Annotated in this window: 14 protein-coding genes; 7 read left to right on the top strand and 7 right to left on the bottom strand. The window is 69.4% G+C overall.

From position 1 onward, the window contains the following. Positions 1–266 precede the first annotated feature (266 nt). From ABH920_RS09205 to ABH920_RS09195, 3 genes are all read right to left on the bottom strand, one after another. On the bottom strand, positions 267–449 hold the full coding sequence (locus tag ABH920_RS09205; protein WP_370348454.1) for a hypothetical protein: 183 nt from the start codon (positions 447–449) through the stop codon (positions 267–269). A gap of 37 nt (positions 450–486) precedes the next feature. Continuing rightward, positions 487–2,211 carry a nitrite/sulfite reductase gene (locus tag ABH920_RS09200; protein WP_370348453.1) on the bottom strand — a complete coding sequence of 575 codons (1,725 nt, stop codon included), beginning with the start codon at positions 2,209–2,211 and terminating at the stop codon, positions 487–489. Positions 2,212–2,443: 232 nt separating this feature from the next. Further along, the gene (locus ABH920_RS09195) at positions 2,444–3,937 is read right to left on the bottom strand and encodes a choice-of-anchor A family protein (RefSeq protein ID WP_370348452.1); all 1,494 of its coding nucleotides are present in this window, start codon (positions 3,935–3,937) and stop codon (positions 2,444–2,446) included. 199 nt (positions 3,938–4,136) lie between these two features. Between ABH920_RS09195 and ABH920_RS09190 the strand changes: the two genes are divergently transcribed. Further along, positions 4,137–4,286, top strand: a complete 150-nt coding sequence (locus ABH920_RS09190; protein ID WP_370348451.1) for a hypothetical protein — start codon at positions 4,137–4,139, stop codon at positions 4,284–4,286. A gap of 42 nt (positions 4,287–4,328) precedes the next feature. On the opposite strand, the gene ABH920_RS09185 is transcribed toward ABH920_RS09190, so the two are convergent. Continuing rightward, positions 4,329–5,633 (bottom strand): D-arabinono-1,4-lactone oxidase, encoded by a 1,305-nt coding sequence (locus ABH920_RS09185; protein ID WP_370348450.1) that lies wholly within the window; start codon positions 5,631–5,633, stop codon positions 4,329–4,331. Between the two features lie 47 nt (positions 5,634–5,680). Continuing rightward, positions 5,681–6,880, bottom strand: a complete 1,200-nt coding sequence (locus ABH920_RS09180; protein WP_370348449.1) for an MFS transporter — start codon at positions 6,878–6,880, stop codon at positions 5,681–5,683. Positions 6,881–7,086: 206 nt separating this feature from the next. Between ABH920_RS09180 and ABH920_RS09175 the strand changes: the two genes are divergently transcribed. Both ABH920_RS09175 and ABH920_RS09170 read left to right on the top strand, forming a co-directional pair. Next, complete coding sequence (locus tag ABH920_RS09175; RefSeq protein ID WP_370348448.1) at positions 7,087–7,425, top strand: hypothetical protein; 339 nt, start codon at positions 7,087–7,089, stop codon at positions 7,423–7,425. Between the two features lie 98 nt (positions 7,426–7,523). Continuing rightward, positions 7,524–8,036 carry an N-acetyltransferase family protein gene (locus tag ABH920_RS09170; protein WP_370348447.1) on the top strand — a complete coding sequence of 171 codons (513 nt, stop codon included), beginning with the start codon at positions 7,524–7,526 and terminating at the stop codon, positions 8,034–8,036. 39 nt (positions 8,037–8,075) lie between these two features. Here ABH920_RS09170 and ABH920_RS09165 read toward each other — a convergent pair whose 3' ends face one another. Further along, the gene (locus tag ABH920_RS09165) at positions 8,076–10,496 is read right to left on the bottom strand and encodes a phosphocholine-specific phospholipase C (protein WP_370348446.1); all 2,421 of its coding nucleotides are present in this window, start codon (positions 10,494–10,496) and stop codon (positions 8,076–8,078) included. Between the two features lie 327 nt (positions 10,497–10,823). Between ABH920_RS09165 and ABH920_RS09160 the strand changes: the two genes are divergently transcribed. Genes ABH920_RS09160 through ABH920_RS09150 form a run of 3 tightly spaced genes read left to right on the top strand, consistent with a single transcriptional unit; the run spans position 10,824 to position 12,558 of the window. Next, positions 10,824–11,420 carry a CrcB family protein gene (locus ABH920_RS09160; RefSeq protein WP_370348445.1) on the top strand — a complete coding sequence of 199 codons (597 nt, stop codon included), beginning with the start codon at positions 10,824–10,826 and terminating at the stop codon, positions 11,418–11,420. Continuing rightward, a complete protein-coding gene (crcB, locus tag ABH920_RS09155; RefSeq protein WP_370348444.1) occupies positions 11,417–11,779 on the top strand; it encodes a fluoride efflux transporter CrcB in 363 nt (120 codons plus the stop codon). The genes ABH920_RS09160 and crcB overlap by 4 nt, the downstream gene beginning before the upstream one ends. Next, on the top strand, positions 11,776–12,558 hold the full coding sequence (locus tag ABH920_RS09150; protein ID WP_370348443.1) for an oxygenase MpaB family protein: 783 nt from the start codon (positions 11,776–11,778) through the stop codon (positions 12,556–12,558). The genes crcB and ABH920_RS09150 overlap by 4 nt, the downstream gene beginning before the upstream one ends. Here the strand turns inward: ABH920_RS09150 and ABH920_RS09145 are convergent. Continuing rightward, a complete protein-coding gene (locus ABH920_RS09145) occupies positions 12,549–14,414 on the bottom strand; it encodes a long-chain fatty acid--CoA ligase (RefSeq protein WP_370348442.1) in 1,866 nt (621 codons plus the stop codon). The two genes, ABH920_RS09150 and ABH920_RS09145, sit on opposite strands and share 10 nt — an antisense overlap. A gap of 248 nt (positions 14,415–14,662) precedes the next feature. Between ABH920_RS09145 and ABH920_RS09140 the strand changes: the two genes are divergently transcribed. Then, a complete protein-coding gene (locus ABH920_RS09140; protein WP_370348441.1) occupies positions 14,663–15,220 on the top strand; it encodes a single-stranded DNA-binding protein in 558 nt (185 codons plus the stop codon). The last annotated feature ends 157 nt before the right edge of the window (positions 15,221–15,377 follow it).

The raw sequence follows: 15,377 nt of genomic DNA, 5'->3' as shown, positions 1-15,377 counted from the left end.
TGGCCGCAGCGGCGTGTTTGGTGAGCGGGCGCACGGGATCGGCACGCGGCGGTACCGCGCGCTCGCCGTGAACGTCCGTGGTGCGATGCGATGGGGCCTGTCAGCGCCCGACGAAACCCGGGGACTCCCGGTCCCTGAGATCGTCTGCGAAGGGGAAACTAGCAATGAGGCCAACCCGGGTCAACGGGTTGGCCTCAAACGATTAAGCGAAGGTTTCCTTGGTGCTCACCCTGCGGTGCGGGGGTGGAACCCTTGCCTGTCCCTTGTCATTCCGCAGCAGACGTCGATGCGTCCGGCCGGCCGGCGCCGGGCGCCAGCAAGCCGACGAACGCGACCTCGAACACCCGCCGGCAGGAGCGGCACGACCACCGCCGGTGGCCGCCCTCCTCAGGACGCAGATCCTCGTCGCCGCAGTACGGGCAGTACGCCGGGGCCGCGCGCTCGCTCATGACAGGTCCGCCTTCACGAGAGCCTCACCGAGAACCTTCACGACAGATCCGCCTCCGAGGCGCGCGCCGTCCACTGCGCGAACGTCTCGTCCTCGGTCCGCTGCTCCTGGAACCGGCGCGCCAGACGCTCGACGTAGTCCGGCAGCGCCGCCGCCGTCACCTTCAGACCGCGCACCTTGCGGCCGAAGGCGCCGTCCGCGCCCGCCGTGCCCTTCGACTCCGCTTCTTCCTTGACCTGGGCACCGAGGTGGCCGCCGAGGTGCACCTGGTACCCCTCGACCTGGTCGCCGTTCTCGTCCAGGACCAGCTGGCCCTTCAGGCCGATGTCGGCGACCTGGATGCGCGCGCAGGAGTTGGGGCAACCGTTCAGGTTGATGGTCAGCGGCTGGTCGAAGTCCGGCAGCCGACGCTCGAGCTCGTCGATCAGGTTCGACGCGCTCTTCTTGGTCTCCACGATCGCCAGCTTGCAGAACTCGATGCCGGTGCAGGCCATCGTGGAGCGCCGGAACACCGAGGGGCGGACCTGCAGGTCCAGCGCCTCCAGGGCGCTGACCAGCTCCTCGACCCGCTCCTGGGCCACGTCCAGGATCAGCAGCTTCTGCTCGGTGGTGGTGCGCACCCGGTCCGAGCCGGCGGCCTCGGCCAGGTCCGCGATCTTGGCCAGGGTCGCGCCGTCGACGCGGCCGACGCGCGGGGCGAAGCCGACGTAGTGGTTGCCGTCCTTCTGGACGTGCACGCCGATGTGGTCGCGCTCGTAGGCCGGAGCGGGCTCCGGGGCCGGGCCGTCGGTCAGCGGACGCTTGAGGTACTCGGTCTCCAGCACCTCGCGGAACTTCGCCGCGCCCCAGTCCGCGACCAGGAACTTCAGGCGCGCGCGGCTGCGCAGGCGGCGGTAGCCGTAGTCGCGGAAGATGCCGCAGACGCCGGCCCAGACCTCCGGGACCTCCTCCAGCGGCACGAAGGCGTTGAGCCGCTTGGCGAAGTGCGGGTTCGTCGACAGGCCGCCGCCGACCCACAGGTCGAAGCCCGGGCCGAGCTCGGGGTGGACCACGCCGACGAACGAGATGTCGTTGATCTCGTGGACCACGTCCTGCAGGCCGCTGATCGCGGTCTTGAACTTGCGCGGGAGGTTGGAGAACTCCGGGTTGCCGATGTAGCGCCGGGAGATCTCCTCGATCGCCGGGGTGCCGTCGATGATCTCGGCGGAGGAGATGCCGGCCACCGGCGAGCCGAGGATCACGCGCGGGACGTCGCCGCAGGCCTCGGCGGTGCTCAGGCCGACGTCCTCCAGCGTCTTCCAGATCGCCGGCACGTCCTCGATCCGCACCCAGTGCAGCTGGATGTTCTGCCGGTCGGTGACGTCGGCGGTGCCGCGCGCGTACTTCTCCGAGACCTCGGCGATGGCCCGCAGCTGGGCCAGGCTCAGCCGGCCGCCGTCGATGCGCACCCGGAGCATGAAGTACTTGTCGTCGAGGTCCTCCGGCTCCAGGATGCCGGTCTTGCCGCCGTCGATGCCGGGGCGGCGCTGGGTGTACAGGCCCCACCAGCGGAACCGGCCGCGCAGGTCGCCGCCGTCGATGGCGTCGAACCCGCGGTAGGCGTAGATGTTCTCGATGCGGGCCCGCACGTTCAGGCCGTCATCGTCCTTCTTGGTCTGTTCGTTGCCGTTCAGCGGGGTGAAATAGCCTTTGGCCCACTGGCCCTCGCCGCGCTGCTGGCGGGGTCGGCCGACGCGGGCAGGCGTGGACGGGGTGGCGGTCATGGCGGAGGTGTCCTTAGCGAGGGGTCATACGGCCGGTGGGAGGGCGGCGGGATGCCGCTGAGCAGCGCGGTCAGTTCGCGGTGCGGACCGTACAGGCCATGCTGGACAGACGTCCGTAGTCGACATGGCGTCGACTCACGAGGGCGATTCCGGCACGGGACATGGTCATCAGCCTGGCAGCGCATCCCGGACGCGTCCACTGTCGTCCGGGATGCGGACCTGCCGTCTCACATCAGGCGTGCTTGCCCTTCTTGCGGGAGGTGAAGCCCAGGACGCCGGCCCCGACGGACAGGGCGGCCGCGGCCAGGCCGAGGAGCGGGGCGAAGGCGGTGCCGGTGGCCGCGAGACCGCGCTTGCGGGCGGATGCCGAGGCCGTCGGGTAGGTCCCGGAAGGCGTGGTGGGCAGGGTCGTCGTGCCGGTGGGGGTGGTGGGGGTGGTGGGAGTGGGCCGGCTGGGTGTGGTGGAGGTCGAGGGTCCCACTGTGGGCTCGGACGGCGACGACGAGCTGCTGCTGGACGAGGAACTGCTGCTCGACGACGAGCTGGAAGAGGAACTCGTCGAAGTCGTGGAGGTTGTGGAGGTTGTAGAGGTGGAGGTTGTAGAGGTCGACGAGGACGAGTTCGGCGTCGACCCGCACTCCGGCAGCACCCCGTCGAACGGGTACGCGTGGATCTCCGACCCGGCGCTGGCGTTGGTCAGCACCAGGCTCCCGGCCACGTACACCCGGCCGTTCTGGCCCGGCGTCGAGATGGTGAGCGTCCCGCCCGGGGCGCCGCCGAGGATCGACCCCTGGAACTGCGCGCCGCCCTTGATCTCGGCCGCGGCGGCGTTCGGGAAGTTCCACATCAGCCGCGGCCGCATCTCCGTCAGCTGGTCGCCGGGGAAGCCGCTGCCGGTGTTGGTGTTGAGCGTCGGGCTGGTCCCGGTCATGTTGACCAGGACGCTCGCCCCGGCCGGGATCCCGGTGAACACCAGGTCCGCGGCCCTCGCGCCGCCGATGTCCCCGGGCACGTCGAAGACCTGCAACGCGCTGCTGCCGTCGCCGTGGAACGTCACCTGCGGCCCGTCCACGGTGACGGTGCCCGTCGCCACCGCCGTGGCGGCGCAGGCGGAGCGGTCCTCGATGTAGCTCCGCAGCGACGTGTACGGCGCGGCGGCCTGCGCGTCGTGGACCGTCTTGCCCGGCGCGACCACGTCCACCCGGCCGCTCAGCGTCCCGGCGTAGCGCACGTCCCCGTACGCCGTGGTCTTGGAGTCGCTGCCGCCGACTTCCAGCCGGTTGCCGCTCTTGATGTCGATGTTCCCGCCGACCGTCAGGAAGTCCGTACCGTCCGGCGGCGGGACCCGCGAGCCGACCCCGACCACGCCGGCGTTGAACAGGCCGCCGCCGGCCTTGTCCACGGTGAAGTCGCCGAGCGTCACGATCTTGCCCTCGGCCTCCGCGGCCCGGCCGGTCGCGGAGAAGTCCACGCCGGTGAAGATGTTGATCGCGGCGTCGCGGCCGGCGAAGTCCCCGTTGTTCGGCATCGGCCACGTGCCCGGGCACTGCGCGCCGATACAGGCGCCCAGCGGCGGGGCGAGCGGCGAGGTCCCGGTGATCGGCCCGACGGCGCCCTGGGCCGCGCTCACCGCCGCCAGCGCCGCGGCGGCCAGCGCCGCCCCGGACACGCCGAGGACCGCCGCCATGCGCCGCTGTTTCGTGCCGGTTTCCTGATCCGTCGTCACCGAAGAACTCCCGAGTGTGATCGAACCCTCACTTTCCGTGCCGATGCTAGGAGGTGCGCTTCCCGAGATGGGGGAGGCGGGGGCTTGGGGGAGCGTCGACCGTCACATGCATTGGTCGGATCATGCGATCAATTGGGGAGGGTGAGGACATGGGCCGCACCGCGATCAACGTCGCGGGGCAGGCGTTGGTGCCTGTGGGGTGGCGGCCGGGGAGGGGATCCTGGACCGCGCGGTGTACGACGCGCCCAAGGGCGAGCTGACGGTCGCCGGCGCGGAGCCCGCGGCGGCTGCCTCGACCACCGCGGTCACGGAGTCCCCGGCGGGTTCGCCCGTCGCGGTCGCTGCCTAGCCTCGGGCCGGCTCCGGGCGAGCCCCGGTCCGGCCCCGCTCCTCAGTCCCCGAACACGCGCCGGGTGTACTCGTTGGCGAACAACCGCTTCGGGTCGACCCGGTCGCGCACCCCGAGGAAGTCCTCGAAGCGCGGGTAGGCCTTGCCCAGGTACTCGGCGTCGCGGGTGTGCATCTTGCCCCAGTGCGGGCGGCCCTCGTGCCCGACGAGCACCTGCTCGACGGCCTTGAAGTACTCCTCGAACCGCGTGCCCTGATACATGTGGCAGGCGATGTACGCGGTGTCGCGGCCGTGCGCCGTGGACAGCCACAGGTCGTCGCCCGGGACCACGCGCACCTCGATCGGGAAGTTCACGTTCCAGGTCGAGTTGTTGATCAGCTGCGTGACCTCGCGGAAGGCCGCCACGAACGCGGTACGCGGAACCGCGTACTCCATCTCCACGAACTTCACGCGCCGCGGCGAGGTGAACACCTTGTCCGAGCGGTCAGTGTAGGTGCGGGCGGACAGCGCCGAGCCGGAGACCTTCGAGACCGTCCTGGTCAGCCGCGGGGCGGTGCGCGCCAGGCGCTGCGCGGCGCCGAAGACCGAGTTCGACAGGAACTCGTCGTCCACCCAGTGCCGGAAGCCGGACAGCGGGGCCGCCGGGCCCGAGGACCGGTTGTTGCGCTTGATGTTGGTGCTGGTCGTGTAGGGGAACCAGTAGAACTCGAAGTGCTCGTTGCCGTCGGCCAGGTCGTCGAAGCCGTCCAGGACCGCGTCCAGCTTCATCGGCTCCTCGCGGGCGGTGAGCAGGAACGACGGCTCGGTGCGGAAGGTCACCGCGGTCACGTAGCCGATCGCGCCGACGCCGAGGCGCGCGGCCTGGAACAGCTCGGCGTTCTCGGTCGGGGAGCAGATCACGATCTCGCCGTTGGCCAGGACCAGCTCCAGCGCCGCCACCTGGGCCGCGATCGAGCCGGAGACACGGCCGGTGCCGTGCGTGCCGGTGCCGATCGCGCCAGCGACGGTCTGCACCTGGATATCACCCATATTGGTGAGCGCCATGCCGTTCTCCGCCAGCAGCGCGTTGAGCTGGTGCAGCGGCATCCCGGACTCGACGGTGACCAGTCCGGCTTCCCGGTCGATCTGCTTCAGGCGGGTCAGGCCGTCCGGCTTGACCAGGATCCCGTCGGTCACCGCGGCCGGGGTGAAGGAGTGGCCGGAGCCGACGGCCTTGACCGTCATCCCGTCGTCATCGGCGGTGCGCAGGATCTCGACGACCTCGGAGGCGGATCGCGGGGTGACCACCTTGGCCGCCTTCGCCGTCTGGTTGCCGGCCCAGTTGGACCACTCGTTCGCGCCCGCCACGCCTCACCCGATTCTTCCGCCGGCACGCCAGCTCTGAGCCGCGCCGTTCACTCGATCGCCGGATCCCCCGGACGTAGCCAACGCGAGCCGAGCAGCGCAGTCAAGAGGGCGAGGGCGCTTCCTGCCACTGGGACCAGATATGCGGTGTGCGCCCCGGAACGGTCGATGAGCCAGCCCGAGACCGCCGACCCGGCGGTGATCCCGACGGCCGCCCCGGTGGTCTCGATCACCATGCCCTCGGTCAGCCGGGCCGCCGGGACCAGGTACTCGACCAGCGCGACCAGCGTGATCAGGGTCGGGGAGATGGCGAACCCGGCCAGCAGCAGCACCAGGGCCAGCACGCCGATGTTCGGCGCCAGCGTCATCGGCGTCGAGGTGACCAGCACCGCGGTCAGCAGGATCAGGGCCCGCTTGGCCAGCGGGGCGTCCCAGTGCGTCGCACCGAATATCAGACCGGCGATGAAGCTGCCGCCGGCGTAGACCGCCAGCAGCAGCCCGGCCCAGTCGCTGTGCCCGTGCTCCTCGGCGAAGGCCACGGTCACCACCTCGATCGAGCCGAACATCAGGCCGATCGCGATTGCGCAGACCAGCACCACGCGCATGCCGGGGATCGCGATGGCCGCAGGTCCCGTGTGGTGCTCCGGCGGATGCGGCGGCGGCTGGCTGCGGCGCTGGATCAGGAACGCCGAGGTACCGACCGCCAGGAATCCGGTGGCCAGGCCGACGCCGGCCTCGTGGTGCACCTCCAGGGTCAGGAAGGTGACCAGGATCGGCCCGATCATGAAGACGACCTCGTCCATGACCGCCTCGAAGGAGTAGGCGGTGTGCAGGGACGGCGTGCCGGTGTAGAGCTTGGTCCAGCGGGCCCGCACCAGCGCCCCGACGTTCGGCATGAACGCCCCGGCGAGCGCGGCCGAGGCGAACCACGACCAGGTCGGCTCCTTGAAACGCACGCAGAGCATGAGCGAGATCAACGCGGCGGTGGAGACGGCCAGCGACGGGAACCCGACCTCGGCCTGTCCCCGCCGGTCGATCAGCCGGGCCAGGAACGGCCCGAAGAACGCCTGCACCAGCGCCATCGTCCCGGAGACCACGCCGGCCAGCGCGTACTTCCCGGTCGACTCCTTGATCATCAGAATGATGCCCAGGCCGAGCATCGACAGCGGCAGCCGGCCCACGAACGCGGCGGAGGAGAAGCCCTTCGACCCCGGCGCCCTGAAGATCGCGGCGTAGTGCTTGGCCACCATACGGCGATGGTCGCCCCTTGTGGGACTGGTGCGCCTGCTGGGACGGCCGGGCGGGTGTCACCGCCGGTTTCCGTGAATTAATCGAAACGTTGCTCACGTTCGTCCCACATGTCGCGACTATCAGATCTATAGGTGAGACTCTTGCTGGAGGACTGGCCGCCGCCCCCGTCGGCTATGTCCCGGATTCACTCTTTGGGAGTCACGGAATGACCGCTTCGAGGTCTTTGGGCGCTCGCCTCGCCGACCACTCCGGTGCCCTGCACGGCACCTGGGGGGACGCCGGCGCGGTGGCGGTCGGACTGCTGTTCCTCGCCCTCGGCCTGGTGATGGCGTTGGACGTGCTCAGACTCCTCGCCTCCAAGCGCGCCGACCTGTCGGTGCACAGCGCGAAGTGGCTGCACGAGTCCACGGCCCGGCTGAGCAGCGGCCGGGCGGAGCACCACCGGCAGTGCAAGCGGGAAGGACTGCTGGAGGTGGTCGGCTGGGGCCTGGTGGGGTTGGGGGCGCCGGCGTTCCTCGCCGGGTTCGTCGGGCTGGTCGCCTGACTTGACGGCCTGATGCGACGGCCTGACCGACTTCCCTGATCGGCTGCCCCGCGGAACTCGCTGGCGTTGGGCTCTGTACACCTGTGAAGATGCGCTGCATGGCTTACACCGTGCGCCGCACCACTGCGGATGAGTGGCGGGATTTCAGGGAGCTGCGCTTGGAAGCGCTGCTTGATTCGCCGACCAACTTCGGCCAGACCCACGAGCAGGCCCTAGCCATTCCGGATGAGGAGTGGCAGGAGCGCGCGCGGATCAACGCCACGTCCGCTGAGATGGCCTTCTACGTCGCCGTCGACGACGCGACCGGCCGGCTCGTCGGCATGTGGAGCGCGGCGCCGCACTTCAACCGTCCGGGCTCGTGGATCGTCCTCGGCGTGTACGTCCGTCCCGAGGCGCGCGGAACCGACGTCGCGCGCCGCCTGAACCGGGCCGTCATCGACTTCGCGCGCACCACGGAGGCCAAGGAACTCGTCCTGCTGGTCCGGGACGACAACGAGCGCGGCCGCCGCTTCTACGAACGGGAGGGGTTCGTGCTGACCGGCGGTTCTCAGCCGCACAACCTCGACCCCTCCCACGACCTTATAGAGATGCGCTACGAGTCCTTCCGGTAGCGCACCTCTATAGAGGTCGTGCTTATAGGGCTCTGTGGATCAGATCCCTATAACGTTCAGCTCCGCACAGGAGGTCCACGGGTTCCCGTTGACCTCCGTCAGCGCGCGGAAGCGTACGTAGCGACCGGTCGCGGCGGTGAAGTTCACCGTCTTCAGGGTGTTGTCGTTCGCAAAGGTGCCGGTCGCCACCGCAGTGCCCCAGTTGGTGCCGTCGGCGCTGACGTAGAACTCGTACTGGCCGACCCAGCCGTGGTTGCTCCCGTCCTGCCGCGGCAGGTACGTGAAGCCGGACACGGAGTGCGAGGCGGTCATGTCGAGCTGGATCTCGTGCGGGCACGGCGGGTTCGGCGAGACGTTGTACCACTGCGTGTGCCAGTACGTAGAGGTGCTGCCGTCTATAGCGTTGGTCGCCGCGCCGTTCTCGCCGGCCGTCTCCTGGCTGTCGACGTACTTCACCGTCCAGCCGGTCCGGTCCAGGACGGCCGGCGTGCCGCCGCCCCCGCCGCTGGTGCCGGGCGCCGCGGGCTGGCCGGTCTCGATCTTCCCGGCGAACCGGCGCAGGAAGTTGTCGCCGACGTTCGCGGTGGCGGTCAGGTCGTACCACCCGCCGGCCGTGGACCAGGAGTGGGTGACGGTCGCGCCGCCGCCGACCGTGAAGGTCCAGGGCCCGCCGGTGATGAAGTGGTTCGCCTTGACGGTGATCACCGCGGAGGCGGTGCCGGTGTTGGTCATCGTCAGCACCAGCGCGTTGTTCGCGGTGTCGTAGCTCGGCTTCACTTCCAGGTGCGCCAGCGAGGCGTTGCTGATGGTCGTCAGGTCGCCGACGAAGGTGCGCAGGAAGCCGTTGGGGCCGTGCACGTCGAGGGAGTACTTGCCGGCGCTGACACTCTGCGCGCTCCAGTAGTCGGAGGACGTGGAGTTCGGCGAGACGAGGTACTGCCAGTTCGCGAAGGTCCGGTAGGCCGTGGTGTAGGCCTGCAGCGGGACGGCCTGCGCGCCGGCGTTGGAGAAGTCCGTCCAGAACCGGCCGGCGGCCAGGTCGTAGCGGCCGGTGACGTTCGGCTGGTAGAGCGTGGCGCGCTGGCCCTTCGTGCCGGACTCCTGGGTCGGCATGCTCTGCGTGGCCGGCGGGGTCGGGGTCGGCAGCGTCGAGCACTGGTTGTTCGCCGCGGTCACCAGCGGGCCGGTGGCCGGCAGGCTGGGGAACGTGGTGGTCGTGCTGGCGAAGTTCAGCGCGGTGGTGAGGTCGCCGCAGACCGCGCGCCGCCACGCCGAGATGTTCGGCTCCTGCACCCCGGTCCAGGCCTCGACCAGCCGGATCGTGGAGGTGTGGTCGTAGATCGTGGAGTCCACCCAGCCGCCCTGCGACCAGGGCGAGATCACGATCTGCGGGACCCGGATGCCCAGGCCGATCGGCAGGCCGCCGACGAACTCGTCGGCCGTGCCGGCCGGCGGGGTCGGCGGGACGACGTGGTCGAAGAAGCCGTCGTTCTCGTCGTAGTTGAGGATGAAGACGGTCTTGGACCACACGTCCAGGTTCGACGCCAGTGCGGTGAGCATCTTCGAGACGTAGTCCGCGCCCAGGGCGGGGGCGTAGTTGGGGTGCTCGGACTTGCCGGCCGGGGCGACGATCCAGGAGACCTGCGGCAGGGTGCCGTTGGTGACGTCGGCCTGGAACTCCGCGACCGAGTCCGTGGACTTCACCATGCCGCGCTGGTAGAGCGGGCTGCTGGTCGCGGCGTTCTTGTACTGGTTGAACCAGGCCAGCGCGTTGTCGTCGTAGTTGTCGGTCTCCTGGTACACCTTCCAGGTGATGCCCGCGGCCTGCAGCCGCTCCGGGTAGGTGGTCCAGGTGTATCCGGCCTCGGAGTTGTCCGTGACGGGGCCGCCGCCGGTGCCGTTGGGGTCGATCATCCCGGTCCACAGGTAGAGCCGGTTCGGGTTGGTCGGGCCCATGACGGAGCAGTGGTAGCCGTCGCAGATGGTGAAGGCGTCGGCGAGGGCGTACTGGAACGGGATGTCGGCCCGGGTGTAGTAACCCATGGTCTCGACGCCCTTGGCCGCGACCCAGCCGTTGTAGGAGCCGCTGGCCCAGGCGTTATGCGTGCCGCTCCAGCCATGATCAAGATCAGGGACGCACTGCGCGCTGGTGGTCGCGGTGTTCAGGTGCCACGGCAGGATGGTCTTGCTGCCGTTGGGCTGGGTGGAGACCGTGGTGCCGTTCTGGAACACGTACGGCGAGGTGTCGCTGAACCCGCGGACTCCGGCCAGGGTGCCGAAGTAGTGGTCGAAGCTGCGGTTCTCCTGCATCAGGATCACGATGTGGCCGATGTCGCTGAGCGAGCCGGACATGCCCGCGGTGGCGGCCATGGCGGTGCGCAGCGTTTCCGGCAGGAAGGCCGCACCGGCGGCAGCCGCCGCGGAAGCGGACAGGAACTTGCGTCTGGAAAGGGGAGACATCTCACTCCAGGCGTGTGGGAGAGATCGGGTGAGGGTGGCGCTCGCGCGAGATGCCCTGTGAATGTAGGTGCGCATCGCAGTGCTTGTAAATGCGCGATCTGCGGCGTAACGGCAAAATCCAAGCGTCTGTGGAGGAGACTCCAAGGGAACGCCCGCCGGATCCGGGTGCCATCGTCGCTGCGGCTCTGGCCACCGTGTCAACAATCGACAGGGGTCGGATTCGGCTATACGCGCCATGGCGAAATACGGGGACGCCCGTGATGCCCGCATCCGGCCCGGGACGGATGCTTTTGGCTCCGGACGGCCGCGCAGGCGATCATGGGGCGCGTGAACCCGTCACAGCCGCCCTCCAGCTCCGGGCAGCACCACGCCTGGCACCACGAGATCCCGCCGGAGGCCGAGGGCAGCAGCGTCGAGGCGCCGATCCTGTCTGCGACGCCTTCGGAGGGTTCGACGTCCCCAGCAGTCTCGGGGTCCTCGGGCACCACAGGCGCCTCAGCGGCTCCGGCGCCGAGCCCTGCGCGGGTGGTCGCGGTGATCGCGGCCGGCGGGTTCCTCGGCGGGCCGGCGCGCTACCTGCTCGGCCAGGCGTTCCCGACCGCGGCGCACACCTTCCCGGTGACGACGTTCGCCATCAACGTGAGCGGGTCGTTCATCCTGGCGGTGCTACTGGTGTGCGTCATCGAGGTGTGGCCGCCGACGCGCTATGTGCGGCCCTTCGGGGCGGTCGGGTTCTTGGGCGCCTATACGACGTTCTCCACATGGATGGTCGACACGGACCGGCTCATGGCTGCGGGACGCTATGGGTTCGCCGCTCTGAACGTCTTCGGCAGTCTGTTCTCCGGGTTGGCGGCTACTGCCCTCGGCATCTTCCTGGCGCGCGCGGTTCTCGTCAGGCGTTCCCCTGGATGGTCCCGCGCATGACACTTCTCGCTGTTGCGCTCGCTTCCGCTGTAGGGGCGCCCGCGCGGTACCTGGTGGACCGGTTCGTGGCGGCGCGGAACCGGGGCGCTTTCCCCTGGGGAACGCTCGTCATCAACGTCACAGGGGCGTTCATCCTGGGGGTGTTGGTGGGTATGGGTGCCCATCATGGGCTGTCCAAACAGGCGGTGGCGATCCTCGGTACCGGCTTCTGCGGGGCCTATACGACGTTCTCGACCTTCAGTGTGGAGACGGTGAGGCTGGTGGAAGAGCGGGCGTTCGCCAAAGCGGCGACCAACGTCGGTGTGAGCCTGGCTGCCGGGCTGCTCGCGGGGGCGGCCGGATTGGGGTTGGCGCAGTGAGGACGTCGCATGAGACCGCGATCCAGAGGGTCGTCAGCGAGGCTTGTGTTCTGGTCGGTGCCGGCCGCGCGATCCTCCTGCAGGTGGCGCATCCCAAGGTTGCGCAGGGAGTGGCCGAACACAGCAACTTCACGGAACATCCCTTTAAGCGGCTACGCGGGACGCTGGACTTCATCTACAGCTCTACTTTGGGCACGCCTGAGGAGTCCGCATGGGTCTCCGGTCATGTGAACCGGATCCATACCTACGTCAAAGGGCCGGGCTACTCCGCCGACGATCCAGACCTCCAGCTCTGGGTCGCCGCGACGCTCTACCAGTCAGCCGTTCAGATCTATGAGTTGATGCTCGGGCCGATGTCTACTGCGATGCGGGAGGAGTTCTGTCGGGAGAGCTCCGTATACGGCACTCTCCTTGGCTGTCCTGAGGACCTGTGGCCGTCCTCTGTAGAGGAGTTCGAGAAGTACTGGGAGAGCGCGTTGGCGGCGCTGGTGGTCTCCGATGAGGCCAAGCGCATCTGCCATGACCTGCTCTACAGCAAGGCGATCCCGCTCCTCCTGCGTCCGCTGTTGCCGGTGAACCGGCTTATCACTACGGGCCTGCTGCCAGAGGACGTGCGGGAACAGTTCGGGCTCGTGTGGGGTCCGCGCCGCGAGCGGTTGTTCCACGCAGGGATGCGGATGGCGCGGCTGATGTACCCGTGGGTTCCCCGACGGGTACGTCGCCTGCCCATGACGCTCTATATGCAGTACTTCCGTAGGCGCTTCCGCGCTTATGCGTGAAGCTCCTCTTCGCCGGCTCCCTCTACCTGCGTGTACATCTCGTCGATGACGTCGGCGTAGCGGTCGACGATCACCCGGCGGCGCAGGCTCAGCTTCGGCGTGACCTCACCGGTGTCCGGCGTCCAGGGCCCTGCGATGATCGTGTACTTCTTCACCTGTTCGACTCTGGAGAGCTTCGCGTTGGCGTTCGCCACGGCCTGGTCCACCGCGGCGCGGGCTTCAGGGGAGTGGACGGCCTCTGCGGGGAACACGTCGGGGTCCAGGACGACCAGGGCCGTGACGTAGGGGCGGCGGTCGCCGATCGCGGCGGCGAAGCCGACGGCCGGGTGCGTGGTCAGGTGGCTCTCGATCAGCGTCGGGGCGATGTTCTTGCCGCCGGAGGTGATGATGAGCTCCTTCTTGCGGTCGGTGATGGTCAGGAAGCCGTCGGCGTCGATCGTGCCGACGTCCCCGGTGGCCAGCCAGCCCTCGGCGTCCAGCGGGGACTGGACGCTGCCGTCCGGCTGGAGGTAGCCGGCCAGCACGATCGGGCCCCGGACGAACACCTCGCCGTCGTCGCCGAGCTTCAGCTCCACGCCCGGGATCGGCCGGCCGACGGTGCCGACGCGGTTGGCGTCCGGCGTGCAGACCGTCGCCGCGCCGCTGGTCTCGGACATCCCCCAGAGCTCCATCAGCGGCAGGTTCAGGCCGTTGAGATAGCGCAGGGTCTCCACCGAGATCGGGGCGGCGCCGCTGGTGGCGCGCGTGACCTTGTCCAGGCCGAGCAGCGAGCGCGCCGGGGCCAGGACTGTCCGGTCCGCCTCCTCGACCGCCTGCGCCAAGTCCTCAGGGACGTGCTTGCCGGCCGCGCGGAGGTCGAACGCCTCCAGCGTGACGGCGTGCGCCTTCTCGAACGCCTCGCGCTGTTCCGGCGGGGCCACCTTCAGCAGGCCCTGGATCCCGGCGACCAGCTTCTCCCAGATGCGCGGCACGCCGAACAGCCCGACGGGGTGGACGCGGCCCAGCGCGCCGACGATCTGCCGGGGGTCGGGGCACAGATGGACGTGCGCGACCTTCATGACGGAGCCGTAAAGGCTGAGCTCGCGCTCTGCGATGTGGGCGAGCGGCAGGTAGGCGATGGTGTCGGGGAAGTCCTCGACAGGCGTGATCGAGTCCACGACCTCGGCCTCGTACAGGACGTTGAGATGCGTCAGCACGACACCCTTGGGATCGCCGGTGGTGCCGGAGGTGTACATCATGCCGACCGGGTCCTCCGCCCGGATCTGCCGCCAGCGCTGCTCGAACAGGCTCGGGCTGCTGGCCAGGCGCTCGCGGCCGATGGCCACCACCGCGCTGTAGGGCAGGAACTGCTTGCCGTGCGCGGCCTCGCCGGTGACGACGGAGTCGGCCTCCTCGACCACGACGACGTGCCGCAGCGCGGGCAGCTCGGCCAGCACCGGCTGCCAGCGCTCGATCTCCTGCCGGCCCTCCAGCACCACGATCGGCGCGGCGCTGTGCGCGGCGACGTAGCCGATCTGGTCGGTGGACAGGGTGGCGTAGGCGGTGCAGGGAATGGCGCGGGCGTGCTGAGCGCCGTAGTCGACGATCCAGTGCTCGGGCCGGCTGGACATCATGGTGAGCAGCCGGTCCCCGGGCTCCAGCCCCAGCGCGACCAGCCCCTCGGAGAACTCCGCGGCCCGCTCCCGCAACTCGGCCCAGGTCAGGGTACTGGTATTGCCCTCGGCATCCGGAGCGCTCGTGAGCGCCGGCCGCTCCCCGTGCTCGATCGCGTTGCGCTCGATCAGCGCGGGCACGGTCAGCCCCGCGACCGCGGCGTGGAAGTCCTCAGCGGCAGCGTTCTCCTGGGTACCGGTCACGACGAACCTCCTGCTTCGGCTTCGTTTCGGCAAACACTAAAACCGCCCACCGCCCCACGGAAGAGCCCTGACTGGGCCGATCGAGTGCACCCGCCTTCGAACCCTTGTGCCCGATTAGCGAAAAATGCGAGCATAGTCCCAGAACCACCCGGGGGCCGGCGATCACCAGCACCACAGAGCCAGAACAGCCAGAACCAGCCAGATCCGCCAGAGCACAAGCACATCAGCACATCCAGGGGGATGCACCGATGAACGAAACCACCGTCACCGTGGTCGGCACCGTCTGCAGCGAAGTCCGCTACGGCCAGTCCGCCGACGGCAACCCGATCGCCCGCTTCCAGATCCGCAACACCACCCGCCGTTACGACAAACGCACAGGCACCTGGACCGACGGCGACCCCAACTACTTCAGCGCGGTCTGCTGGCGCACCCTGGCCGACCACGTAGCGAGCAGCATGGGCGTAGGCGACCCCGTAGTCGCCGCAGGTCGCCTCCGCATCAGCCGCTGGCGCCGAGGCGAGGAGAACGTGGTCACCGCCGAACTCGACATCCAAGCCATCGGCCACGACCTCCGCTGGGGCACCACCGTCTACCGCCAAGCAGCCCGCCCCGGCACCTCCCGCATCCCCGGCCCCACCCGCCGCCGCGAAGAAGAGGCCGCAACCGCAGCACTCGCGCCAACCCCCACCCCCGCCGAACTGGAGCCCGCAACCTCCGGCGCAGCGGCAACAGACGCCACAGCACCGACGAGGCTGGCCATCGCCCCCGCCGAGACGGAGGTGACAAGCCTCCCCACAGCCGCATGACAGCACACCAAAACCACAACCGCTTGAGCCCGCGCCCAACACCGCCCTCAAGCACCCTCGCCCACAAGGCACGCGGTCGGTCGCGGGGACCGACCGCCCCTCGCAGCGCGCCCACGCGCGCAAACGGGCAGGTGGGATGGGGGCGGGGGAAAGGAGA

It is taken from the genome of Catenulispora sp. EB89 (genome assembly GCF_041261445.1).
Classification (GTDB): Bacteria; Actinomycetota; Actinomycetes; order Streptomycetales; family Catenulisporaceae; genus Catenulispora.
This window is presented reverse-complemented; position numbering and strand designations above follow the sequence as displayed.